The organism is Rhodococcus sp. NPDC056960, from assembly GCF_042674125.1.
Classification (GTDB): Bacteria; Actinomycetota; Actinomycetes; order Mycobacteriales; family Mycobacteriaceae; genus Rhodococcus_F.
Map to the genome: position 1 here is coordinate 168957 of NZ_JBHURF010000001.1, position 21851 is coordinate 190807.

Genomic DNA, 21851 nt, shown 5'->3' on the forward strand with positions numbered 1-21851 from the left:
CTCCGTACGGTGTGTTACAACAACCTCGGTGTCACACAACGGCTGGGTTCGGTGTCTGGTGGGTGACACAGTCGAGAGCGAAGAGGAGCCACCCATGGCCGGCACGTCGCAGACCACACCGGACGAGTGCGGAGGGAGCAGCGGCCGCGATGCCCGGTCGGATCCCGCTACCGAGGCGTTCGTCGCCCACCGCAACCTGCTGTTCACCGTCGCCTACGAGATGCTCGGCTCCGCCGCCGACGCCGAGGACATACTCCAGGAAACCTGGCTGCGATGGGCGGGCGTCGATCTCGACACGGTGCGGAATCAACGTGCGTATCTGGTCCGGATCACGACCCGTCAGGCGCTCAACCGGCTGCGGACGCTCGGCCGGCGCAAGGAGTCGTACGTCGGTCCGTGGCTGCCCGAGCCGCTACTGACCGCGCCCGATGTGGCAGAGGACGTCGAATTGGCCGACAGCGTCTCGATGGCGATGCTGCTCGTGCTGGAGACGCTCGGGCCGACGGAGCGGGCGGTATTCGTGCTGCGTGAAGTGTTCGATCTGGGGTTCGACGAGATCGCGGCCGCCGTCGACAAGAGTCCGGCGGCCGTCCGCCAGATCGCGCACCGGGCGCGGGAACACGTCGCGGCGCGGCGGCCGCGCGGGGTCGTGTCGCCTGCCGAGTCGCGAGATGCGTTGCACGCGTTTCAACGAGCACTCGAAACAGGCGATCTGCAGAGCCTGTTCGACCTGCTTGCGCCGGACGTCGTCCTGTTGGGTGACGGTGGCGGCGTCAAACAGGCTGTGCTGCGGCCCATCGTCGGGGCCGACCGGGTCTCGCGCTTGCTGACGGCCGGACTGCCGAGGATCGACGGCGAGGTGTCGGTCGAGCCGGTGCAGATGAACGGGTGCCCGGCCCTCATCGTCCGAATCGACGGCGAGATCGACGACGTCGTGGCGGTGCGGATGGACGACGGCCTGATCACCGGTCTTTACATCGTGCGTAATCCCGAGAAGCTGTCGAGGGTCGAGCGGGAAACCACGGTGACCCGCTGAGTCCGTGATCGTGGGCCGGCCGATCAGGGAGGCGGCGTCGGTTCGATGTCGAACTCCGCCACCGATCCTGTGGTGTGATCGGGTGATGACCGAGGAGAACGGGATTCCCACCGTCGTGACTGCCAGCCGCGTTGTCGCGGCTCCGGCGCGGACGGTCTTCGAACTGATCGCCGATCCTGCGCGACAGCCGCTGTGGGATCGTGGAGTTCGAGGAGGGGAGCCGGATCGCCTGGCTGCCTTCGGAACGAGGCCGTCAGGCGTCGGTCATCTCTGGCGGCGGGAACTCGAGCGGCTCGACGACGCGCACGTCCGGGTCACCCACACCTGTGATTGGTCGCGATTGACCGATGCGAAGCGCGTCGAGCGCGCCCGCGTGACCACGTCGGAGAAACTTCTGGGTTCCGTTGTCAGACTTGCCGAACTCGCCGAGGCCGAGAACGCCCCGCCTCCCTCTGACGGGTAGCCGGGGCGTTCCGGCTCACCTCCCCGGCACGACGGAAATCGTCCCCTGACAGACGGCGTTCTGAGGATTGACGAACCACCATCCCGCGCCGGTCTGAACGGTCACGGTGAACGACACCGTCCCGGTTCCTGTCCACGTCCGGTTGATCGGGATTCCGGGCTTCTGCTGCCAGGCTGCCTCATCGCTGACGCTGTGGCCGGATGCTCCGGTTGTCGCGTTGTGCCAGTCGACCGACACCCGGGTGCCGTACCAGTTGAGCCCGATGCTCGGGAAGAGACCGCCGGGAGGTGCGGGCAGTTCGTTCCCGCCGCTCAACAGAATTGCCGGCTCCAGCGCGGATCCGCCCGGCCGCAGCGATTCCCCCGACGCGGCGTTGACGGTCCACGTGAAACCCGGTGCCCAGGCGAGAGGATTGCCGCTCGCGCACGTCATCGTCGTCGACGTCGGCGGTGCGGGCTGAGCATGTGCGACTGCGCCCCCGCCGGCCGCCACCGCCGTCACCAGGCCGACGGCGGTGACTGCCGCCGCGCCTGTCCGGCGCCCCCACTGTGCGCTCATGAGCACTCCCTTTCGTTTGCTGTCGCGGAAATTGAGATGTTCGCCGCCTCTTTCGATGTCGGAGACGGAATGGGATGCGTTACACATCGTCGAGCTGAACCGGCTCCCACGCAACTGTATTCAGCTGTACCGTCGAACCATTGTCGGATCGCGAACTGGAGCGCTGTGCCTCTTCCTACGCTGGGCAAGTCGATCGCGGTCAGCGGTCTGGTGCTGGCCGGGGTGTTCTGCGCCGGGGCCCCGGCTGCGGCGGATCAGACGCGAGATCGGTGGGTGAATCTTCCCGACACCGCCACCGTCGCTGACGGGATCGCCTGCGGCGGCCGAATCGGCGGGGTCACCGTTTCCACGGACAGCTTGCCCGGCTTGGCCTACGTGCGATTGAACGCGACGTTCGTGGGCATCTCGGCGAACCCAGGTGTGCTGTGCTCGGTGTCGGCAACTCTTCACTGGCGCAACCTCGATACCGGCGCTGCGGGATCCTGGTCCGCAGTCGTCAGCGGAGGGCTGACCGATTTTCCGGCGGAGCCGTGGACACACCTGGAAACGGGGTCCGGCGGAGTCCAGGTGACGCTGACGACCGATCGTCCACACCTCCCCAGCATCACCGAGATCTCCGTGTATTGACTCGGCACTCGCCGGGGGGCGGACGTGACTCCGGCATGACATGCTCGAGTCGTCGGAATCTGTGACGAAGGAGTGAGCATGCTGGTGGCATTCAGTGTCAGCCCGATGGGGGGCGATTCGGACAGCGTCGGTGGCGCGGTCGCCGCGGCCGTCCGCGTGGTGCGCGAATCCGGGCTGCCCAACGAGACCACGTCGATGTTCACAACCGTCGAGGGGGAGTGGGACGAAGTGATGGCCGTGGTGAAGCGTGCCACGGATGTTCTGCTGGAACAGTTTCCGAGAGTCAGTCTGGTCCTCAAGGCGGACATCCGGCCGGGTCGCACCGACCAGCTGCACGCGAAGGTCGCGACGGTCGAACGCCACCTGGCCGACTGAATGTTCGGCGCGACACGGCAGTGAGGTTCCCGGCCGTGTTCCCGGTACCGGTTAGCGTCGGCGATGAAGCCGGAAACAGGGCGCCGGCGGCCGCGTGCCCGTCGCGCCGAGAGAGGGGAGCGCGACATGGACTGGCCGCAGGAACTCGCCGATCAGCTGAGATGGCACTGGGAGCATCAGCTGCGTCCCCGGTTGGACGGACTGACCGACGAAGAGTACTTCTGGGAGCCCGCACCGGATAGCTGGAGCGTGCGCCCGAGAGGACGGTCGCAGGCCCCGGTTCAGGCCGGCAGCGGGGACTTCACCATCGATTTCGCGTTCCCCGAGCCGGACCCGGCCCCGATCACGACCATCGCCTGGCGGCTCGCCCACATCGTCGTGGGCGTGTTCGGCGCCCGGATCGGCAATCATTTCGGCGGGCCGCCCGTCGACTACCAGTCGTTCGAGTACGCCGGCACCGCGGCGGAGGCGCTCACCCAACTCGACGAGCAGTACGACGCCTGGTGCGCCGGAGTGCTGAGCCTGGGAGCCGACGGCCTCGCCCGGCCGTGCGGCCCCAGTGAGGGGTGGTACGCCGACCGCCCGATGGCGACGCTGGTGCTGCACGTCCATCGCGAGGTCATCCATCACGGCGCCGAGGTGGCACTGCTCCGCGATCTGTATCTGCGAAAGCAGTAGTCCTGACACCGGCAGGGGACGCCGGCCTGCTCCGAGGTGAACAGTGGGTGAATTGGCCCGTGTCGACTTGCGTGTAACTCGGGGTACCGGACACGCTGGAGGGGAACGGCGTGGGAGGGGGCCGATCATGCTATTCCGACTACCGGGGGTGTATCGCCCCCAGCGCGACACCTGGCTGCTCGCCGAGGTGCTGGCGTCCCACGACCTGGGTCCGGGCACCCGTGTGCTCGACCTGTGTTGCGGCACAGGGGCGTTGAGCGTGCAGGCATGTGCGGCCGGAGCCGGCTGGGTTACCGCGGTCGACGTGTCGCGCAGGGCCGCACTCAGCACCTGGCTCAACGCGAAACTGAACCGTCGCACGATCCGTGTCGTCCGGGGCGATCTCGTCGATTCCGTCCGGACTCTGCGCTTCGACATGATCGTGGCGAATCCGCCCTACGCACCCACGGCCGACGACGGCCGACCCGGCCGGGTCCTCGCCCGGGCGTGGGACGGCGGCGTGGACGGGCGCGCAGTGCTCGATCGGATCTGCACCGACACCCCCGACCTCCTCGCTGCGGACGGCACACTGCTGCTCGTCCAGTCGACGCTCAACGGTGTGGACAAGACGCGGACGATGCTGGAGGAACGAGGGCTGCGGGTGGACGTGGTCGCGTCGGAGAGTGTGCCGTTCGGCCCCGCGCTCTCGTCCCGCACGCGGATGCTGGAAAATCGGGACATGATCCGGCCGGGGCAGCGGATCGAGCGGATCGCGGTGCTGGCGGCGACCGATCTGCGGTCCGGTACCTCTCGCCGATGGTCCTGATCGACTCGCAACCGCATCGTCGAGGCTGGCAAACGCCGGTCGGGTGCCGCGTGTAGAGTTTGCCGTTCGACGACGCCCAGCCTCCGAGGACTGCTGAACCACTACATGGCCAAGATCGATCGCAGCCGCACTGCAGCACTGACCCAAGCGCCGACCCTGCACGAGCCGGATACCGGCGTCCGGCGCACCGTGCTCCCCGGCGGGCTCCGGGTGGTCACCGAATACGTTCCCGGCGTCCGATCCGCGTCCGTGGGCGTCTGGGTGGGCGTCGGATCACGCGACGAGCAGCCGACCGTGGCCGGGGCGGCGCATTTCCTCGAGCACCTTCTGTTCAAGGCGACACCGTCGCGCAGTGCGCTCGACATCGCACAGGTGATGGACGGGGTCGGAGGCGAGCTCAATGCCTTCACGTCCAAGGAGCACACCTGCTTCTACGCGCACGTCCTCGACGAGGATCTACCCCTCGCCGTCGACCTGGTCAGCGACGTCGTGCTGCGGGGCCGCTGCCGGTCCGCGGACGTCGACGTGGAACGTCAGGTGGTGCTCGAAGAGATCGCGATGCGCGACGACGACCCCGAAGATCTCCTCGGCGACGCGTTCCTGACTGCACTCTACGGCGACCATCCCGTGGGACGCCCCGTGATCGGCAGCGTCGAATCCATCGAATCGATGACCCGCACCCAACTCCATTCCTTCCACGTGCGGCGCTACACGCCGCAGCGGATGGTGGTGGCCGTCGCGGGCAACGTCGAGCACGAATCCACCGTCGAACTGGTGCGGCGCGCGTTCGCCGGGCATCTCGACTCGGTGTCCGAACCCGCGCCCCGCCGCGCCGGGACCCTGCGACTGCGGACGCAGCCGACACTCAGCCTCACCAACCGGGACAGCGAGCAGGTCCACCTCTCGCTCGGGGTGCGCGCGTTCGGGCGGCACGAGTCGCACCGCTGGGCGCTGTCGGTACTCAACGCCGCCGTCGGCGGCGGGCTCAGTTCCCGGCTCTTCCAGGAGGTGCGGGAGATCCGCGGGCTGGCGTACTCCGTGTACTCGGGCATCGACACGTTCTCCGACACAGGTGCCTTCTCGATCTACGCCGGGTGTCAGCCCGAGAACCTCGGGGAGGTCACCACCGTGATCCGCGAGGTCCTCGCGAACGTGGCGGCCGAGGGCATCACCGATGCCGAATGCGCCCGTGCCAAGGGGTCCCTGCGAGGCGGACTGGTTCTGGGACTGGAGGATTCGGGTTCCCGGATGCACCGCATCGGTCGCAGCGAGCTCAACTACGGCAATCACCGCAGCATCACCGAAACCCTCGCGAAGATCGACGCGGTCACCACCGACGAGGTTCGCGACGTCGCCAGAGTCCTGCTGCAGCGCCCGTTCGGGGCCTCCGTGGTCGGACCGTATCGTCGCAAGCGTGACCTGCCGGCCTCCGTGCGCGGCATCGTGCGCTGACTAGGGATCGCCGAACCAGGAGGAGGAGCCCCGAGATGAAGATCCGTGGAGCGGTACTCGAAGAGATCGGACGAGCACGCCCATTCGCCGAGTCGACCCCCATCTCGATCGCCGAACTCGATCTCGACGAGCCCGGAGAGGGCGAGATCCTCGTTCGGATCGAGGCCGCGGGCCTGTGCCACTCCGACCTGTCCGTCGTCGACGGCAACCGGGTCCGCCCGGTCCCGATGCTGCTCGGGCACGAGGCCGCGGGGCGGATCACGCAACTCGGGGCCGGGGTCGACAACGTCGCGGTCGGACAGCGCGTCGTCATGACGTTTCTCCCACGCTGCGGAGAATGCGAGGGCTGCGCCACCGACGGCCGCATGCCGTGCGGGCCCGGCACCAGCGCCAACAACGACGGAACGCTGCTCGACGGGGGAGCGCGGCTGCACCGCGGCGACGACGCCGTGCACCACCATCTCGGGGTATCCGGTTTCGCGACGCACGCCGTCGTCAACCGCCGCTCCGTGGTTCCCGTCGGCGACGACGTACCCGCCGACGTGGCGGCCGTGCTCGGATGCGCCGTCCTGACCGGCGGCGGTGCCGTCCTCAACGCGGGCGACCCGCGACCCGGCCAGGCAGTCATGGTCGTCGGGCTCGGCGGGGTGGGGATGGCGGCCATCCTCACCGCGGTCTCACGAGGTGCCGGCGAGGTGATCGGAGTCGACGCCGTTCCCGAGAAGCTGCAGACAGCGCGGGAACTGGGTGCGACGGCGGTCTACACCCCGGCTGAACTCGAGGAGGCAGGCGTGCGGGCGCCCATCGTCATCGAGGCCGCCGGGAACGCGCGGGCATTCGAATCCGCGGTTCGCGCAACCTCACCCGGCGGGAAGACGATCACCGTCGGACTGCCGTCCCCCGACGCACGGTCGTCGATCTCCCCGCTCACGCTGGTGGCCGAGGCCCGCACGATCATCGGCAGCTACCTCGGGTCGGCGGTCCCGTCCCGGGACATCCCGATCTACGAGGACCTCTGGCGCTCCGGCAAGCTGCCAGTGGAGAAGCTCATCTCCTCACGCATCACCTTGGACGACATCAACCGCGGCATGGATGAACTCGCCGACGGCAAGGCGATCCGTCAGATCATCGTGTTCGACTGATCGGACCGGCGAGGCGAATCGGCGCGGCCCCTCTACGTGGCGTCGCCCGGCCCGCCGGCCACGTCGTCGACGGGCAATGCCGACAGCGTGATCAGGCCGGATACGAAAGCAGCACGGTCGCGCTCCGGCAAACGGGCGAGGAGACGCTCCTCACCCCGCCGGATCGCCGCCTGCGCCGCATCGCGCACGACGTGCCCCTCCGCGGTGAGCGACAGCAGTCGAGCCCGCCGGTCCGCGGGGTCACGCTGACGATCGATCAGACCACGGTCCTGTAGCGCGTCGAGCACGCCGATGATCCGGGTCTTGTCTGCGCCGATCGCCTCCGCGAGGGCAGCCTGTGTGCGCAGTGGATGCTCGTCGAGTGCGAGCAGTACGACGTATCCCCACATGGTCAGCCCGTGCTCTGCGAGCACCGGGAGTTCGGCCGCGACCAGCGAACGGTTCAGGGCGGTAGTCATCGCCGCGAGGTCGGGGCGGGTGCGCTCGTGCTGTCCGCTTTTCGGGTCGTGGCTGGGCATATCGCAGAAAATACACCTTGACCGATCATCTACTCGGGTAGATGATAAGCATGAGCGTATCAATGTGTTGTGACGGACAGAGGTGTCGACGATGAATGTGGACGAGGTCCGGCGCCGGGATGCCCGCGCCGTGCAGACGAGTGTGGAGATCGTGTCGCGCGTGACGCGCGGTGACCTGCAACGCCCCACACCCTGCGCGCAGTGGAATCTCGGGCAACTGCTGGCGCACATGACGGTGCAGCACCTGGGGTTCGCCGCGGCGGCCGCCGGCAACGGTCCGGACCTCGCGAACTGGCAACCCGAGGCGTCGGCGAATCCCGTTGCCGCGTACGGCGCGGCGGCGGGCGTCGTCGTCGAGGCCTTCGCCCGGGACGGCGTCGGGGAGCGGCGGTTCTGGCTGCCGGAGGTCAGCACCGAGTTCCCGTTCCCCGCGGCCACCGCCATCGGGTTCCACTTCCTCGACTACGTCGTCCATTCGTGGGACGTCGCACGGTCGCTCGGGCTCGACTTCGCACCCGAATCCGACGTGCTGGCAACGGTTCTCCCCATCGCCCGTCTCGTTCCGGACGGGTCCGACCGCCTCCGCGACGGCGCCGCGTTCGCACCCGGCCTGCCCGTCGACAGGAACTCCGCCGATTTCGGCGCGGTGCTGTCGCTGCTCGGACGGTCGCCGGGGTGGCGCCCCGCGGACCCGCCCGGACGGGTCTGACGACGAGACGCAGGTCTCCCGCCCCGCCCCTCCGCACCGGTCGGCGCCGGTCGATTGCGTAGGCTTTCGGACGAATCGTTGGAACTGGACGGAGCGTGGAGAAGTGAGCGCAGCAGCACCCATCAGGGTCGGGGTCCTCGGGGCCAAGGGCAAGGTCGGCCGGGCGATCTGCGAGGCGGTGCAGCAGGCACCGGACCTCGAGCTCGTCGCCGAGGTCGATCACGGCGACCGGCTGGAGGCATTCGTCGAGGCCGGCACGCAGGTCGTCGTCGACTTCACCCACCCCGACGTGGTGATGGACAATCTGAAGTTCCTCGTGTCCAACGGCATTCACGCGGTCGTGGGCACCACGGGGTTCGACGACGCCCGGCTCGACACGGTGCGGTCGTGGGTGTCGGAGCGACCCGACGTCGGGGTCCTGATCGCTCCGAACTTCGCCATCGGCGCAGTCCTGTCCATGCGCTTCGCGGAGGCGGCCGCACGGTTCTTCGATTCCGTCGAGGTCATCGAACTGCACCACCCGAACAAGGCGGACGCGCCGTCCGGCACCGCCTACCGGACCGCCGCCCTCATCTCCGAGGCGCGGCGCAAGGCCGGGGTCGGGCCGAGCCCGGACGCCACAACCACCGAACTGGACGGCGCCCGCGGCGCGGACGTGGACGGCGTGCGGGTGCATTCCGTGCGGCTCGCAGGCCTCGTCGCCCACCAGGAGGTCATCCTCGGCACGCAGGGCGAGACGCTGACCATCCGGCACGATTCGATCGACCGCAACTCCTTCGCTCCCGGAGTGCTGCTCGGTGTGCGGCAGATCGGCACCCGCCCGGGTCTCACCATTGGTATCGACCCTCTTCTCGACCTGTGAAAAACGGCTCGACGAAGACCGTCGTCACGATCGGACTGCTGGTCGCCGCCCTGGCGTTCTACTTCGTCCTCCTCGGCCGTCGCGGGATCGAGCTCATCCAGGACGGCGGGGGAGCGGCGATCGGCCTCGGTATCGGCGTACTGATCCTCCCGTTCCTCGGTGTCTGGATCGTCTACGCGACGCTCCGCGCCGGATTCCAGCATCAGCACCTGTCCCGTCGCATCGCCGACGAGAACCTCGAACTGGATGTCACCGATCTTCCGAAGCGGCCGTCGGGACGCATCGACCGGGACGCCGCCGACGCCCTGTTCCAGCAGGTCAAAACGGAATGGGAAGCTGACCCGGACAACTGGCGCAATTCGTACCGGCTCGCCCGGGCGTACGACTACGCCGGCGACCGCGGACGGGCCCGGGAAACGATGAAACGCGCCGTCGAACTCGAACGCGCCGAGCGGGAAGGCGAGCCCGGCCGGTAGGGCACGGAACGGGTCGTACGCTGACGACTGTGAAGTCGCTACTCGTCGTCCATCACACACCGTCGCCGGTGACCCGGGAGTGCCTGGAAGCCGTGCTGAAGGGTGCGCGCGACCCCGACATCGAAGGGGTCGACGTGAAGTCGGTTCCCGCACTCGGCGCGACCGTGCCCGACGTCCTCGGCGCCGACGGTTTCCTCTTCGGGACCTCGGCCAACTTCGGCTACATGTCGGGCGCGCTCAAGCATTTCTTCGACACCGTCTACTACCCCTGCCTCGACGCGGTCGCCGGCCGCCCCTACGGATTGTGGGTGCACGGCAACAACGACACCGCAGGCGCCGTGACGTCGGTGCAGAAGATCGTGACCGGGCTGGCGCTCACCCAGGTGGCCGAGATCCTGGAACTGACCGGATCGCTCGACGCGAGCGCGCGGGAGCGGTGTTACGAACTCGGCGCGACGGTCGCGGTGACGCTCGCCGAGGACGCCTGACCACGCGGTCGTGACCGTGTCGGTGGTGGATGGCAGGCTGCGGGTATGCGTGAGATGACCGCTGCCGCGGCCCGGAGATCGGCGCTCTGGGCGCAGGGATTCGCCGACAAGAAGCCGGCGGGCGCGCCGACGCGCAGGCACGTCCGGTCGGTTCTCGACCGCGTGCGTCTGTTCCAGATCGACTCGGTCTCCGTGGCCGTGCGCGCCCACTACGTTCCGCTGTTCAGCCGGCTCGGTGTGTACGACCGCGGCCTGGTCGACTCGGCGGCCTGGTCGCACTCCGCCCGCGCACCCCGCATGCTGGCCGAGTACTGGGCGCACGAGGCGGCGTTCATCCCCGTCGAGGACTGGCCCCTGATGCGCTGGCGGATGCACCGGTACCGGCACGGCCGGTGGTCCGGCGAATCCCGCGTGCTCGACCGCAACCCCACCCTGGCCGCCGACGTGCTCGACGTGATCGGCGCCGTCGGTGCGTGCAGCGCGGGTGACGTGGAGAAACACCTGGAGGTCGACCGTCCCGATCGCAAGGGTCCGTGGTGGGATCGCAGCGACACCAAGGTGGTGTGCGAGCAACTGTTCGCGTCCGGCGCGCTGGCGGTCGACAAACGGGTCGCGTTCACCCGCCACTACGACCTCACCGAACGTGTACTGCCGAAAGCGATTCTCTCCGATCACGTCTCGGAGCCGGACGCCGTCCGCGGCCTCGTGCAGAAGTCGGCGCGGGCGCTCGGGGTGGCCACCGAACCCGATCTGCGTGACTACTACCGACTGTCCCCGGCGCAGACCACGCCGGCGGTCGCCGAACTCGTCGAGGACGGGGTGCTCGAGCAGGTGACGGTCCGGGGGTGGGACAGGCCGGCGTTCGTTCACCGCGACGTGCGGGTTCCCCGGAAGGTGGAGGGGGCGGCGCTGTTGTGCCCGTTCGATCCGCTCGTCTTCTGCCGTCCCCGGACCGAGCGGATGTTCGACTTCCGGTACCGGCTCGAGATCTACACCCCGGCGCACAAACGCGTCCACGGGTACTACGTGTTTCCGTTCCTGCTGAACGGTGAACTGGTCGCCAGGGTCGACCTCAAGGCCGACCGCGCGTCGGGAACGCTCGACGTGCGATCCGCGTTCGTGGAACCCGACCGGAATCCGGGCCGCGTGGTGGAGTCGCTGGTCCCGGAACTGCGAAGAATGGCAACGTGGCTGGGGCTCGACGACGTCCGGGTGGACGATCGCGGCAACCTCGGCGCCCTCCTCGCGGCTGCGGCGGCGCGGCCGCGAGGAGAGTGAGAAACTACAGGCTCTCGACGAACTTCGTCAGGCCCTTGCTCGCGGTCTCGAGCGCCGTCTTCTGCGCCTTCTTCACGAGGAACCCGGGCAGCGGGATCTTCGGGTCGACCGTCAACTCGAACGTGACCTTGGTGCCGGCGCCGGACTCGGTGAGGACGTACGAGCCGTCCTGGGCGTTCTGCTGGCCGCTTTCGACGAGGTGCCACGACACGGTGTTGTCGCCCTCGAACGTGTAATCGACAACCTGCTCGTCGCTGATGCCGAGGATGGAGACGCTCATCCGGACTCGGTGGGGGCGGCCGTCGTCGTGTGTGCTCTCGATGGTGACCGACTTGTGGGCCGAGGACCACTCGGGCAGGCGATCCACCGCAGCGATGGCGGCCATCACCGTGGCCGGGTCGGCCTTGATCTCGAATTCCTTGACGCCGGAAACGGCCATGTTCTTCGCTCCTTCGAGCCTGTGGCGACTCTCATCGTGTGGCTGATGCGACGTAATTACATCACCGCCGCCGAGCGGAGCGTGGAGTGAGTGCTGTGGGGCTCAGAAATTGTCGCGACCGCTGCGCCGCATCTGATCCTTGAGTGCACCCTGGACCGCCTGCGACACCCAGGAATTGAGCGACACACCGTTCTGGGAGGCGGCCTCCTCGGCTTTCGACTTGATCTGATCCATCAGACGCAGGGTGACGCGGCTGATGTCACCGGTGACGTCATCGAACGCAGCGCCGAGATCGTCGGCCGTCGCAGCTCGTTCGCCGTCCGGCCCGGGTGCGGTGGGAGTGCGGTGCACGTCGACGGCGACCTCGGTGCCGTCCAGGCGCACACCGACGGTGCGATTGCCCAGGTTGGACGACACCTCACCGGCGAAATCGGTGAGCACCGACAGGAGGAGCAGGCGCGCGGCGGGTTCGACCGCGGCGGCGAGCGCGGCAGCGGTCGCCCGAGTCTGCTCGTCGCCGAGTGCGGCCGCCGCGTTCAGGTCGTCCCGCAACCGGGAGACGTAGATGCCGAGATCCATGACGCCATCTTGACGTCAAATGTGACGTCAGTCAAGCGGTCGTGACTTCACGGCCCAGGGGCCGGGCCGGGGCACGCCGCGACCCCCGCCGACGCTGCGACTAGGGTCGATGCATTCAGGAGGGACTTCCGACCAGGGAGTTCGGTAGGAGGAACAGCGCAGTGCCGCAGACCGTGCCGCTCAGGGTGCAACTCGTCGCGAAGACGGAGTTCTTTCCGCCGGCGGACATTCCGTGGGAGACCGACGCCGACGGCGGCGAAGCCCTGGCGGAGTTCGCGGGCCGGGCGTGCTATCAGAGCTGGTCCAAGCCCAACCCGCGGACGGCGACCAACGCCGGTTACCTGCGTCATCTGCTCGAGGTCGGGCACGAGTCGGTGCTCGAACACGGCACGGTGAGCTTCTACATCACCGGCATCTCGCGGTCGTGCACTCACGAGCTCATCCGGCACCGCCACTTCTCCTACTCGCAGTTGTCGCAGCGGTTCGTGCGCGAGAACGACGCCAACGTCGTCGTCCCGCCCGCCGTCGCCGGCGACCCGGAGCTCGAGGCTCTGTTCGCGAAGGCCACGGACGCGAGCCGGGCGGCGTACGGCGAACTCCTCGAGGCGCTCGAGGAGAAACTGGCGGGCACCTCCAGCGTGCCGCTGCGCAACAAGCAGGCGAGGCAGGCGGCGAGGGCGGTACTGCCCAACGCGACGGAGACTCGCGTGGTGGTCACGGGCAACTACCGGGCGTGGCGGCACTTCGTGACGATGCGTGCCACCGAGCATGCCGACGTGGAGATCCGCCGTGTCGCGGTCGAATGCCTGCGACAGCTGCAGGCGGCCGCACCGAATGTCTTCGGCGACTTCGAGGTACTGGACTGGGGCGACGGCACAGAGGTAGCACGGAGCACGTTTGCCGCCGACGCGTGACTGGTGTGCAAAAGTACCTGCGTCACCGGGTAGCCTTCTGACCATGACCTACGGTGATTCCGCTTCTCCCGTCGAGCGTCCGTTCGGCACCGTGTCCACAGCGATGGTGACGCCGTTCACCTCGGACGGAAAGCTGGACGTCGACGCCGGTGTCCGCCTCGCGGTGTACCTCGTCGACAACGGATGCGACTCCCTCGTGCTTGCCGGCACCACCGGTGAGTCGCCGACGACCACCGAGAACGAGAAGCTCGAGCTGCTCCGGGCGGTCATCGCCGCGGTGGGCGACCGCGCGAAGATCATCGCAGGCGCGGGCAGCAACGACACCGCGCACAGCGTGGAGCTCGCCCGTGACGCGGCCCGTGCCGGCGCGCAGGGCCTCCTCGTCGTCACCCCCTACTACTCGCGTCCGCCGCAGGCCGGCCTGTTCGCGCACTTCACCGCCGTCGCCAACGCCACCGACCTGCCGGTCATGCTCTACGACATTCCACCCCGCTCCGTGGTCCCCATCGAAACGGAGACCATCCGGCGCCTCGCCGAGAACCCGCGCATCGTCGCGGTCAAGGACGCCAAGGGCGACCTCAACGCGGGCGCCGAGCTGATCGGCACCACCGACCTCCAGTTCTACTCGGGTGACGATCCGCTCAACCTCCCGTGGCTCGCGGTGGGCGCGACGGGATTCGTCAGTGTCATCGGGCACCTCGTGCCCGGCCGGTTGCGGGAACTCCACACCGCCTTCGCGGCCGGTGACATCGCCCGCGCCCGCGCCATCAACCTCAGCCTGATCCCGGTCATCCGCTCGGTGGCGCGTCTCGGCGGCGTCAGCGCGTCGAAGGCGGGTCTGCGTCTGATCGGTCTCGACGTCGGCGAGCCCCGGTTGCCACAGGTCGCGCCCACGCACGACCAGATAGATCTCCTCGCCGCCGATCTGCACGCCGCGGGGGTGCTCGCGTGACCCGACCGCCTCGTCGCCGCAGCGCCAGCCGCCAGGCCGGTCCCCCTTCACCCACAGCAAGTCAGCCACCCCAGGCGGCACCCCCCGTCGCCGAGTCGGCGCCCGTCGTCGCGGACGAGCCGGCCGCCCCGAAGTCGGAGCAGGCGAAGACCGCGCCCGTGAAGGCCGCGTCCACGAAGGGCGGCGCCGCGAACAAGTCGGGGTCCCGCTCCGGTCGTCGCGGCGGCAGCAAGCGTCAGGACTCGCGGCCCGCCACGGTCGATCCGACGGCCCGGCTCGGCACCCCACCGAAGGCCCCGTTCAAGGGACTGCGGGTGGTGGCGCTCGGCGGCATCGGCGAGATCGGTCGCAACATGACCGTGTTCGAGCACCAGGGCAAGCTACTCATCGTGGACTGCGGCGTGCTGTTCCCGGAAGACCAGCAGCCCGGTGTCGACCTGATCCTGCCGGACTTCCGGCACATCGAGGACCGGATGGCCGACGTCGAGGCCGTCGTTCTCACGCACGGTCACGAGGACCACATCGGTGCCATCCCGTTCCTCCTGCGTCTCCGCCCGGACCTTCCCGTGGTGGGTTCGCGGTTCACGCTCGCGCTGGTCGCGGCCAAGTGCCGGGAGCACCGCCAGCGCCCCAACCTCGTCGAGGTCGTGGAGGGGCAGCGCACCGAGCACGGCCCGTTCGAGTGCGAATATTTCGCCGTCAACCACTCGATTCCCGACGCGATCGCCGTCGCGATCCGGACCGACGCCGGAGTCGTGCTGCACACCGGCGACATCAAGCTCGACCAGCTGCCGCTCGACGGCAGGCTCACCGACCTCGCCGGCTTCTCCCGCCTGGGCGACGAGGGCGTCGACCTGTTCCTCGTCGACTCCACCAACGCCGAGGTGCCGGGATTCGTCACCCCCGAACGTGAGATCGGGGGTGTGCTCGACAACGTCATCGGCAAGGCCAGACAGCGCGTCATCGTGGCCTCCTTCGCCTCCCACGTGCACCGCATCCAGCAAGTGGTCGACGTCGCGCACCGGTACAACCGGCGGGTGGCATTCGTGGGCCGGTCGATGGTCCGCAACATGCAGATCGCGCAGGACCTCGGGTACCTGAGCGTGCCCGACGGTCTGGTCGTCGACATCGACACCGCGGCCAACCTGCCCGACGACCGGCTCGTGCTGATCTCCACCGGATCGCAGGGTGAGCCGCTGTCGGCGCTGTCCCGGATGGCGCGCGGTGAGCACCGGCAGATCAACATCCGGGCCAACGACCTCGTGGTGCTGGCCTCGTCGCTGATCCCGGGCAACGAGAATTCCGTGTTCGCCGTCGTCAACGGGCTCGCCAAGCGCGGCGCCACCGTCGTCACGCAGCAGAGCGCCAAGGTGCACGTCTCCGGACACGCCTCGGCGGGCGAGTTGCTGTACCTGTACAACGCGGTGCGGCCCACCAACGCCATGCCGGTGCACGGCGAATGGCGTCACCTGCGCGCCAACGCCGCCCTCGCGAAGGCCACCGGCGTGCCCGAGGAACGGATCGTGCTCGCAGAGGACGGCGTGGTCGTCGACATGGTCGACGGTCTCGCCGAGATCGTCGGGCAGGTCCCTGTCGGACACGTATACGTCGACGGGCTGTCGGTCGGCGACGTCGGCGACTCCACCCTGTCGGACCGTCTGGTTCTCGGCGAGGGCGGGTTCATCGCCATCAACGTCGTCATCGACGACCACACGGGTCGCGCGGTCAGCACCCCCGAGGTGTCGGGGCGCGGATTCTCCGACGACCCGACCGCGCTCAAGGATGCGGCACAGCTGGTCGAGGCGGAACTGCTTCGCCTCGCCACCGAAGGCGTCAACGACGCCCACCGCATCGCCCAGGCGATCCGGCGTGTCGTCGGCCGATGGGTCGCCGACAAGTACCGTCGCCGTCCGATGATCGTCCCGACCGTCATTGCGGTGCCGTCGGCCGAGGGCAAGTAGTTCTCCGACAGGTAGATTCGGTCGGGTGACCTTCGCCCGAGATGAACGCCTCGCCCTCGTCGATTCGATGGCCGAATTCGGTCCCGACGCCCCGACCCTCTGCGGGACGTGGACCAACCGGGATCTGGCCGCCCACCTGATCGTGCGTGAACGACGCCTCGACGCTGCTCCCGGCATCGTCGTGGGTCGTCTCGCCGGATACACCGAGAAAGTCCAGAACGAGACGGCCACGCGTCCGTGGAGCCGCCTCCTGGACGAGGTCCGGTCGGGTCCGCCGATGTGGTCGCCCATGTACTGGGTGGACGCCCAGGTCAACCTGGGGGAGATGTTCGTCCATCACGAGGACGTCCGTCGCGCGCACGAGGGGTGGGAGCCGCGGGTCCTGCCCGAATCCCGTCAAGACGCGCTGTGGGGTCTCGCGAAGAAGGTCGGCAAGCTCGGCTACCGCCACTCACCGGTGTCGGTGGTGCTCGAGCGGCCGTCCGGTGAGCAGGCCACCGTCCGCACGGCCGGCGCCGGCCGGGTGATCCTGCGCGGTGAACCGTCCGAACTCGCCCTGCACGCGTTCGGACGGGACCAGGTGCGGATCGAGCCCGAGGGTGACGCGGCCGACGTCGCGGCCGTGACCTCCCTCGACCGCGGGTTCTGACGACACACCCACCCAGGTCGCCCCGTGTTACGGGTGTTGCGGATGGTCCGGAAGGTGCCGTAGCGACTAATCTGAGAGCCATGGCAGGTAAGGCGAGCGCCCGCGGTTCGAGCACGACGTCCACGGCGAGAACGGGCGTCCGGGGCGGCTCGACCACGTCCAAGCCCAAGTCCCGCACGACCCGGACGGTCAGCGCTCCGCGCAAGTCCACCTCGTCACGAGGTGGCGGCTCCCGCGGCGGCGCCCGCAGGCCCGCCGCCGAGAAGGCGTCTGCATCCGGTCCCCTGAAGTCGGTGGGCCGGGGAATGGGCGCCGGGTGGTCGCTCGTGGCGAAGGGCGTCGGGGCCACCACGCGCACCGTCGGCAAGGCGGCCGAGATCGAGCAGGGTCACCGGCGCGACGGCATCGCGCTCGGGCTGATCGCGATCAGCGTCGTGGGCGCCGGCGGGATCTGGTTCTCCGCAGGCGGTCCGGTGGGCGAGTGGATCGAGACCGGAGTCCGTGCGGTGGTCGGCGGGGCGTCCGCCGTCCTGCCGCTGATCGGGGTCGCCGTCGCGGTGATCCTGATGCGGACCGAGCCGAAACCCGAGATCCGGCCGAGGCTGGTCCTGGGTTCGCTGCTGGTCGGTCTGCCGGTCCTGGGCCTGTGGCACATCGCGACCGGTTCACCCACCGACGCCGACGGCAGGGCTCACGGCGCGGGTTTCGTCGGGTATGCGGCGGGCGGTCCGCTGACCGACGGTCTCACCGTGTGGCTCGCCGCGCCGCTGCTGCTGATGGCGGCACTGTTCGGTGTCCTGCTCCTGACCGGGACCACGATCCGCGAGGTGCCCGGCAAGCTCCAGTCCTACTTCGGAACGTCGTTCGGCCGCGACCACTACGCCGACTACGACAGCGAGTACTACGAGGAAGGCGAATACGACCCCACCCTGTTCGACGCCGACGGGTACCCGGTCGACGACTACAAGTCCGGGGTGCGGGGTGCCCCGGCCGACAACTATCCCACCGACGAATACGACGTCGGCGACACCGCGAAGACGGAGGTTCTCGGGCTGTGGGACACCGAGCCCGCCACGGAACCCGTCCCGGCGCCGGCCCCGAAGCCGGCGCGCGCCAAGGCCAAGCCCGTCGTCGCCCCGAAGCCGGAACCCGAGCCGGAACCGCTGCCCGACGTCGACAAGTTCGTCACCGACCGGGTGGTCGAGGGCGACTACACGCTGCCGCCGACGTCCCTGCTCATCGACGGCGATCCGCCGAAGATGCGCAGTTCGGCCAACGACGCGATGATCGAGGCCATTACCGAGGTCCTCGAACAGTTCAAGATCGACGCCGCCGTCACCGGGTTCACCCGCGGCCCGACGGTCACCCGTTACGAGGTGGAACTCGGCCCGGGTGTGAAGGTCGAGAAGATCACCGCGCTCGCCCGCAACATCGCGTACGCCGTCGCCACCGACAACGTGCGCCTCCTCGCCCCGATCCCGGGCAAGTCCGCCGTCGGTATCGAGGTCCCCAACTCCGACCGTGAGATGGTGCGCCTCGCCGACGTGCTCACCGCCCCGAGTACCCGCAAGGACCACCACCCGCTGGTGATCGGTCTCGGCAAGGACATCGAGGGCCACTTCGTCAGCGCGAACCTCGCGAAGATGCCGCACCTCCTGGTGGCCGGCTCCACCGGTTCCGGTAAGTCGAGTTTCGTCAACTCCATGCTGGTGTCGCTGCTGTCCCGCGCCACACCCGACGAGGTCCGGATGATCCTCATCGACCCCAAGATGGTGGAGCTGACACCGTACGAGGGCATTCCGCACCTCATCACGCCCATCATCACCCAGCCGAAGAAGGCCGCCGCCGCGCTGGCCTGGCTGGTGGAGGAGATGGAGCAGCGCTACCAGGACATGCAGGCCAACCGGGTGCGCCACATCGACGACTTCAACTCCAAGGTGAAGTCGGGTGAGATCACCGCGCCGCTCGGCAGCGAACGCGTGTACCGGCCGTATCCGTACATTCTCGCCATCGTCGACGAACTCGCGGACCTCATGATGACCGCGCCGCGTGACGTCGAGGACGCGATCGTCCGCATCACGCAGAAGGCGCGTGCCGCCGGTATCCACCTCGTGCTGGCCACGCAGAGGCCCTCGGTGGACGTCGTGACGGGGCTGATCAAGACGAACGTGCCGTCGCGGCTCGCGTTCGCGACGTCCTCGCTGACCGACTCGCGGGTCATCCTGGACCAGCCCGGCGCCGAGAAGCTGATCGGTATGGGTGACGGGCTGTTCCTGCCGATGGGCGCGGGCAAGCCGACGCGCCTGCAGGGTGCGTTCATCACCGACGAAGAGATCTCGGCGGTCGTCGATTTCACCAAGAACCAGGCGGAGCCGGAGTACACCGACGGCGTCACCGCCGCGAAGGTCGGAGAGAAGAAGGACGTCGATCCCGACATCGGCGACGACATGGACGTGCTGTTGCAGGCGGTGGAACTCGTCGTCTCCAGCCAGTTCGGGTCGACGTCGATGCTGCAGCGGAAACTGCGCGTCGGATTCGCGAAGGCCGGACGTCTGATGGACCTGATGGAGACCAGGGGAGTGGTGGGCCCCAGCGAGGGCTCGAAGGCCCGCGAAGTGCTCATCAAACCCGAGGAACTCGACGGTTTGCTGTGGTCCATCCGTGGCGGAGATCCGAGCGAAGCCCCGCCCGACCAGGACTGAAGGCGCATCGCGCGTGTCCGATATGGGCGGTTCGCGCGCGGTGTGGTTGAATGGGCAGCGAATTGGAGGGGAGTATCCCCACCTCTGTGACGGCATCGTCAACACGATCGGCACCATTGCCGATCCGGTGCCGTCAGTCGTTCGGACAATGGTTCCGGCGCGGCGGGAGAGACCTCCGGTACCGACTAGGTATACCGGAGGTCTATTTTCATGCACGTTTCACCGCTGGTCTGGGTCATCACCTGTGTGGTGATCCTCGGACTCTTCGTCTTCGACTTCTTCGCGCACGTGCGCACCCCGCACGCCCCGACCTTCCGGGAGTCCGCGTTCTGGTCGTCGGTGTACATCGGCATCGCGATCCTCTTCGGCCTGATCGTGATGTGGCTGTGGGGAAGTCAATACGGCGGCGAATACTTCGCCGGGTACGTCACCGAGAAGGCGTTGTCGGTCGACAACCTCTTCGTGTTCGTCATCATCATGGGAACGTTCGCGGTGCCGAGGGAGTACCAGCAGAAGGTGCTGTTGATCGGCATCGTGATGGCGCTGGTGATGCGCGGGATCTTCATCGCGGTCGGTGCCGCGGCGATCAACACGTACAGCTGGGTGTTCTACCTGTTCGGCGCGTTCCTCATCTACACCGCCTACACGCTGCTGCGTGATCACGGCAACGAGAAGGAAGCCGAGGAGGAACGCGACAGCAAGATCGTCGCCGTCGCGAAGAAGTTCCTGCCCACCACGGACACCTACGACGGCGACCGGCTCGTCACGCGGATCGACGGCAAGCGCGTCGTGACTCCGCTGCTGCTCGCGCTGGTCGCCATCGGCTTCACCGACGTGCTGTTCGCGCTCGACTCGATCCCCGCGATCTACGGGCTCACCCAGGAGCCGTACCTCGTCTTCACGGCCAACGCGTTCGCACTGATGGGTCTGCGGCAGCTGTACTTCCTGATCGGCGGCCTGCTGGACCGCCTGGTGTACCTGTCGTACGGTCTGTCGATCATTCTCGCGTTCATCGGCGTGAAGCTGGTCCTGCACGCGCTGCACGAGAACACCCTCGGCTTCGTCAACGGCGGGGAGCACGTGGCGGTACCGGAGGTGTCGACGGTGTTGTCGCTCACCGTCATCATCGGTGTGCTGGCCGTGACCACCGTCGCCAGCCTCCTCAAGACGCGGAACACGACGCCGGCGAAGTAAATCCGCCGCACGTCGTGTTCGACGGGTGCCGGTTTCCCGGCGAGTTCAGGAACTGAATTCGCCGAGGACCGGCACCCATTCGACGATCCGGGTGGCGGTGACCAGGCCCTGGCGGGCGAACGGGTCGTGGGTGAAGAGCTGTTCGACGGTCTCCAGGTCGGCGGCGTCGACGATGATGAACGCGCCGCTACCGTCGGCGAAGGGGCCGGACGACACGACGGTCTTCTCGGTTGCGAGCTCACCGAGCCATTCCCGGTGGGCGGGGCGATGCTCGTCGCGCCCCGCGACGGTATCGGCCGAATACGTGTACTCCACTACGAACAGGGACATGTTCTCGCTCTCTGGTGACGGGTTGTCGGATTGACGGGGAACACGGGCACATCTCTCTCACACAATGGGATCCACGGCGAGATGCACGATGGATGTCAGAGGGTGAGAAGCATTCGGGTGTTGCCGAGGGTGTTCGGCTTGACGTAGCTCAGATCGAGGAATTCGGCGACACCGGTGTCGTACGAGCGGCACATCTCGGCGTACACCTCGGCGGTCACGGGTGTGCCGTCGATCTCGACGAATCCGTGTTTGCCGAAGAAGTCGACCTCGAACGTGAGAACGAAGAGGCGCTCGAGTTCGAGTTCCCGCGCGACCTCGATCAACTTGGCGACCACGTGGTGGCCGGCGCCCCGGCCCTTGGCCGCCGGATCGACCGCTATCGTGCGTATCTCGCCGAGGTCGGCCCACAGCACGTGCATTGCGCCGCAGCCGATCACGGTGCCCTCGCGTTCGGCCACCCAGAACTCCTGGACGGATTCGTACAGGGTGACGAGGTTCTTCTCGAGCAGGATCTTGCCGGAATAGATGTCGATCAGGCGCTTGATCTCGGGGACGTCGGAAGTTCGTGCTCGCCGCACGATCAGCTGATTGTCGGCGGTGTCCGGCGTCCGAGAAGTCATGTCGTGCACATTAGCCAACGGCCGTACCGATATTCTTAGGCACG

At 68.1% G+C, this 21851-nt stretch carries 24 protein-coding genes and 1 pseudogene; 19 read left to right on the top strand and 6 right to left on the bottom strand.

Features of this window, described 5'->3' with window-relative positions; all coding sequences use genetic code 11:
* The first annotated feature begins 94 nt into the window (after nucleotides 1-94).
* Both ACFTWF_RS00870 and ACFTWF_RS00875 read left to right on the top strand, forming a co-directional pair.
* Nucleotides 95-1036, top strand: coding sequence for an RNA polymerase sigma-70 factor (locus tag ACFTWF_RS00870; RefSeq protein WP_378459420.1), 942 nt, complete (start codon nucleotides 95-97; stop codon nucleotides 1034-1036).
* Between the two features lie 85 nt (nucleotides 1037-1121).
* Nucleotides 1122-1499 (top strand): annotated as a pseudogene (locus tag ACFTWF_RS00875) (polyketide cyclase).
* A 15-nt stretch (nucleotides 1500-1514) separates the two neighbouring features.
* Here ACFTWF_RS00875 and ACFTWF_RS00880 read toward each other — a convergent pair.
* The gene (locus ACFTWF_RS00880; protein ID WP_378459421.1) at nucleotides 1515-2057 is read right to left on the bottom strand and encodes a hypothetical protein; all 543 of its coding nucleotides are present in this window, start codon (nucleotides 2055-2057) and stop codon (nucleotides 1515-1517) included.
* Nucleotides 2058-2222: 165 nt separating this feature from the next.
* Between ACFTWF_RS00880 and ACFTWF_RS00885 the strand changes: the two genes are divergently transcribed.
* The 6 genes from ACFTWF_RS00885 to ACFTWF_RS00910 all read left to right on the top strand — a co-directional run bounded on the left by ACFTWF_RS00885 (nucleotide 2223) and on the right by ACFTWF_RS00910 (nucleotide 7136).
* Nucleotides 2223-2684, top strand: a complete 462-nt coding sequence (locus tag ACFTWF_RS00885) for a hypothetical protein (RefSeq protein WP_378459422.1) — start codon at nucleotides 2223-2225, stop codon at nucleotides 2682-2684.
* Nucleotides 2685-2762: 78 nt separating this feature from the next.
* Nucleotides 2763-3059 carry an MTH1187 family thiamine-binding protein gene (locus ACFTWF_RS00890; protein WP_378459423.1) on the top strand — a complete coding sequence of 99 codons (297 nt, stop codon included), beginning with the start codon at nucleotides 2763-2765 and terminating at the stop codon, nucleotides 3057-3059.
* A gap of 126 nt (nucleotides 3060-3185) precedes the next feature.
* A complete protein-coding gene (locus ACFTWF_RS00895; protein ID WP_378459424.1) occupies nucleotides 3186-3737 on the top strand; it encodes a DinB family protein in 552 nt (183 codons plus the stop codon).
* Between the two features lie 127 nt (nucleotides 3738-3864).
* On the top strand, nucleotides 3865-4542 hold the full coding sequence (locus ACFTWF_RS00900; RefSeq protein WP_378459425.1) for a HemK2/MTQ2 family protein methyltransferase: 678 nt from the start codon (nucleotides 3865-3867) through the stop codon (nucleotides 4540-4542).
* A 105-nt stretch (nucleotides 4543-4647) separates the two neighbouring features.
* Nucleotides 4648-5994, top strand: coding sequence for a M16 family metallopeptidase (locus ACFTWF_RS00905; RefSeq protein ID WP_378459426.1), 1347 nt, complete (start codon nucleotides 4648-4650; stop codon nucleotides 5992-5994).
* 35 nt (nucleotides 5995-6029) lie between these two features.
* Nucleotides 6030-7136 (top strand): alcohol dehydrogenase catalytic domain-containing protein, encoded by a 1107-nt coding sequence (locus ACFTWF_RS00910; protein ID WP_378459427.1) that lies wholly within the window; start codon nucleotides 6030-6032, stop codon nucleotides 7134-7136.
* Between the two features lie 32 nt (nucleotides 7137-7168).
* Here ACFTWF_RS00910 and ACFTWF_RS00915 read toward each other — a convergent pair whose 3' ends face one another.
* Nucleotides 7169-7654 (bottom strand): MarR family winged helix-turn-helix transcriptional regulator, encoded by a 486-nt coding sequence (locus ACFTWF_RS00915; RefSeq protein WP_378459428.1) that lies wholly within the window; start codon nucleotides 7652-7654, stop codon nucleotides 7169-7171.
* A 91-nt stretch (nucleotides 7655-7745) separates the two neighbouring features.
* Between ACFTWF_RS00915 and ACFTWF_RS00920 the strand changes: the two genes are divergently transcribed.
* From ACFTWF_RS00920 to ACFTWF_RS00940, 5 genes are all read left to right on the top strand, one after another.
* Nucleotides 7746-8363 (top strand): TIGR03086 family metal-binding protein, encoded by a 618-nt coding sequence (locus ACFTWF_RS00920; RefSeq protein WP_378459429.1) that lies wholly within the window; start codon nucleotides 7746-7748, stop codon nucleotides 8361-8363.
* A gap of 103 nt (nucleotides 8364-8466) precedes the next feature.
* Nucleotides 8467-9225, top strand: coding sequence for a 4-hydroxy-tetrahydrodipicolinate reductase (gene dapB, locus ACFTWF_RS00925; RefSeq protein WP_378459430.1), 759 nt, complete (start codon nucleotides 8467-8469; stop codon nucleotides 9223-9225).
* Nucleotides 9222-9701, top strand: a complete 480-nt coding sequence (locus ACFTWF_RS00930) for a hypothetical protein (RefSeq protein WP_185729282.1) — start codon at nucleotides 9222-9224, stop codon at nucleotides 9699-9701. Before dapB ends, ACFTWF_RS00930 begins: the two co-directional genes overlap by 4 nt.
* Nucleotides 9702-9730: 29 nt before the next feature.
* The gene (locus tag ACFTWF_RS00935) at nucleotides 9731-10189 is read left to right on the top strand and encodes a flavodoxin family protein (RefSeq protein WP_185729283.1); all 459 of its coding nucleotides are present in this window, start codon (nucleotides 9731-9733) and stop codon (nucleotides 10187-10189) included.
* Between the two features lie 45 nt (nucleotides 10190-10234).
* Complete coding sequence (locus tag ACFTWF_RS00940) at nucleotides 10235-11467, top strand: winged helix-turn-helix domain-containing protein (RefSeq protein WP_378459431.1); 1233 nt, start codon at nucleotides 10235-10237, stop codon at nucleotides 11465-11467.
* Nucleotides 11468-11471: 4 nt separating this feature from the next.
* On the opposite strand, the gene ACFTWF_RS00945 is transcribed toward ACFTWF_RS00940, so the two are convergent.
* Both ACFTWF_RS00945 and ACFTWF_RS00950 read right to left on the bottom strand, forming a co-directional pair.
* A complete protein-coding gene (locus ACFTWF_RS00945; RefSeq protein WP_015890414.1) occupies nucleotides 11472-11906 on the bottom strand; it encodes an SRPBCC family protein in 435 nt (144 codons plus the stop codon).
* Nucleotides 11907-12008: 102 nt separating this feature from the next.
* On the bottom strand, nucleotides 12009-12485 hold the full coding sequence (locus ACFTWF_RS00950) for a toxin-antitoxin system HicB family antitoxin (protein ID WP_378459432.1): 477 nt from the start codon (nucleotides 12483-12485) through the stop codon (nucleotides 12009-12011).
* 161 nt (nucleotides 12486-12646) lie between these two features.
* Here ACFTWF_RS00950 and thyX point away from each other — a divergent pair, with 161 nt between their 5' ends.
* From thyX to ACFTWF_RS00980, 6 genes are all read left to right on the top strand, one after another.
* Nucleotides 12647-13399, top strand: coding sequence for an FAD-dependent thymidylate synthase (gene thyX / locus ACFTWF_RS00955; protein ID WP_378459433.1), 753 nt, complete (start codon nucleotides 12647-12649; stop codon nucleotides 13397-13399).
* 43 nt (nucleotides 13400-13442) lie between these two features.
* On the top strand, nucleotides 13443-14351 hold the full coding sequence (gene dapA, locus ACFTWF_RS00960; protein ID WP_378459434.1) for a 4-hydroxy-tetrahydrodipicolinate synthase: 909 nt from the start codon (nucleotides 13443-13445) through the stop codon (nucleotides 14349-14351).
* Nucleotides 14348-16312 (top strand): RNase J family beta-CASP ribonuclease, encoded by a 1965-nt coding sequence (locus ACFTWF_RS00965; RefSeq protein ID WP_378459435.1) that lies wholly within the window; start codon nucleotides 14348-14350, stop codon nucleotides 16310-16312. The genes dapA and ACFTWF_RS00965 overlap by 4 nt, the downstream gene beginning before the upstream one ends.
* Nucleotides 16313-16337: 25 nt before the next feature.
* Entirely contained in the window at nucleotides 16338-16961 is a 624-nt protein-coding gene (locus ACFTWF_RS00970; RefSeq protein WP_378459436.1) for a TIGR03085 family metal-binding protein, read from the top strand.
* 80 nt (nucleotides 16962-17041) lie between these two features.
* Nucleotides 17042-19663: a DNA translocase FtsK gene (locus ACFTWF_RS00975; RefSeq protein WP_378459437.1), complete on the top strand. Its 2622-nt coding sequence runs from the start codon at nucleotides 17042-17044 to the stop codon at nucleotides 19661-19663.
* A gap of 210 nt (nucleotides 19664-19873) precedes the next feature.
* Nucleotides 19874-20857 (top strand): TerC family protein, encoded by a 984-nt coding sequence (locus ACFTWF_RS00980; RefSeq protein WP_378459438.1) that lies wholly within the window; start codon nucleotides 19874-19876, stop codon nucleotides 20855-20857.
* A 45-nt stretch (nucleotides 20858-20902) separates the two neighbouring features.
* Here the strand turns inward: ACFTWF_RS00980 and ACFTWF_RS00985 are convergent, their stop codons facing one another.
* Both ACFTWF_RS00985 and ACFTWF_RS00990 read right to left on the bottom strand, forming a co-directional pair.
* Nucleotides 20903-21187 carry a YciI family protein gene (locus ACFTWF_RS00985; RefSeq protein ID WP_378459439.1) on the bottom strand — a complete coding sequence of 95 codons (285 nt, stop codon included), beginning with the start codon at nucleotides 21185-21187 and terminating at the stop codon, nucleotides 20903-20905.
* 95 nt (nucleotides 21188-21282) lie between these two features.
* Nucleotides 21283-21807 carry an amino-acid N-acetyltransferase gene (locus ACFTWF_RS00990; RefSeq protein WP_378459440.1) on the bottom strand — a complete coding sequence of 175 codons (525 nt, stop codon included), beginning with the start codon at nucleotides 21805-21807 and terminating at the stop codon, nucleotides 21283-21285.
* Nucleotides 21808-21851 lie beyond the last annotated feature (44 nt).

Bases quoted from the DNA above. Each gene is read 5' to 3' on its own strand.
- ACFTWF_RS00990 (WP_378459440.1), bottom strand. From the start codon at position 21,807: ATGACTTCTCGGACGCCGGACACCGCCGACAATCAGCTGATCGTGCGG.
- ACFTWF_RS00895 (WP_378459424.1), top strand. From the start codon at position 3,186: ATGGACTGGCCGCAGGAACTCGCCGATCAGCTGAGATGGCACTGGGAG.
- ACFTWF_RS00880 (WP_378459421.1), bottom strand. From the start codon at position 2,057: ATGAGCGCACAGTGGGGGCGCCGGACAGGCGCGGCGGCAGTCACCGCC.
- ACFTWF_RS00980 (WP_378459438.1), top strand. From the start codon at position 19,874: ATGCACGTTTCACCGCTGGTCTGGGTCATCACCTGTGTGGTGATCCTC.
- ACFTWF_RS00890 (WP_378459423.1), top strand. From the start codon at position 2,763: ATGCTGGTGGCATTCAGTGTCAGCCCGATGGGGGGCGATTCGGACAGC.
- ACFTWF_RS00945 (WP_015890414.1), bottom strand. From the start codon at position 11,906: ATGGCCGTTTCCGGCGTCAAGGAATTCGAGATCAAGGCCGACCCGGCC.
- ACFTWF_RS00985 (WP_378459439.1), bottom strand. From the start codon at position 21,187: ATGTCCCTGTTCGTAGTGGAGTACACGTATTCGGCCGATACCGTCGCG.
- ACFTWF_RS00940 (WP_378459431.1), top strand. From the start codon at position 10,235: ATGCGTGAGATGACCGCTGCCGCGGCCCGGAGATCGGCGCTCTGGGCG.
- ACFTWF_RS00900 (WP_378459425.1), top strand. From the start codon at position 3,865: ATGCTATTCCGACTACCGGGGGTGTATCGCCCCCAGCGCGACACCTGG.
- dapA (WP_378459434.1), top strand. From the start codon at position 13,443: ATGACCTACGGTGATTCCGCTTCTCCCGTCGAGCGTCCGTTCGGCACC.
- ACFTWF_RS00910 (WP_378459427.1), top strand. From the start codon at position 6,030: ATGAAGATCCGTGGAGCGGTACTCGAAGAGATCGGACGAGCACGCCCA.
- ACFTWF_RS00870 (WP_378459420.1), top strand. From the start codon at position 95: ATGGCCGGCACGTCGCAGACCACACCGGACGAGTGCGGAGGGAGCAGC.
- ACFTWF_RS00950 (WP_378459432.1), bottom strand. From the start codon at position 12,485: ATGGATCTCGGCATCTACGTCTCCCGGTTGCGGGACGACCTGAACGCG.
- ACFTWF_RS00905 (WP_378459426.1), top strand. From the start codon at position 4,648: ATGGCCAAGATCGATCGCAGCCGCACTGCAGCACTGACCCAAGCGCCG.
- ACFTWF_RS00915 (WP_378459428.1), bottom strand. From the start codon at position 7,654: ATGCCCAGCCACGACCCGAAAAGCGGACAGCACGAGCGCACCCGCCCC.
- ACFTWF_RS00920 (WP_378459429.1), top strand. From the start codon at position 7,746: ATGAATGTGGACGAGGTCCGGCGCCGGGATGCCCGCGCCGTGCAGACG.
- ACFTWF_RS00975 (WP_378459437.1), top strand. From the start codon at position 17,042: ATGGCAGGTAAGGCGAGCGCCCGCGGTTCGAGCACGACGTCCACGGCG.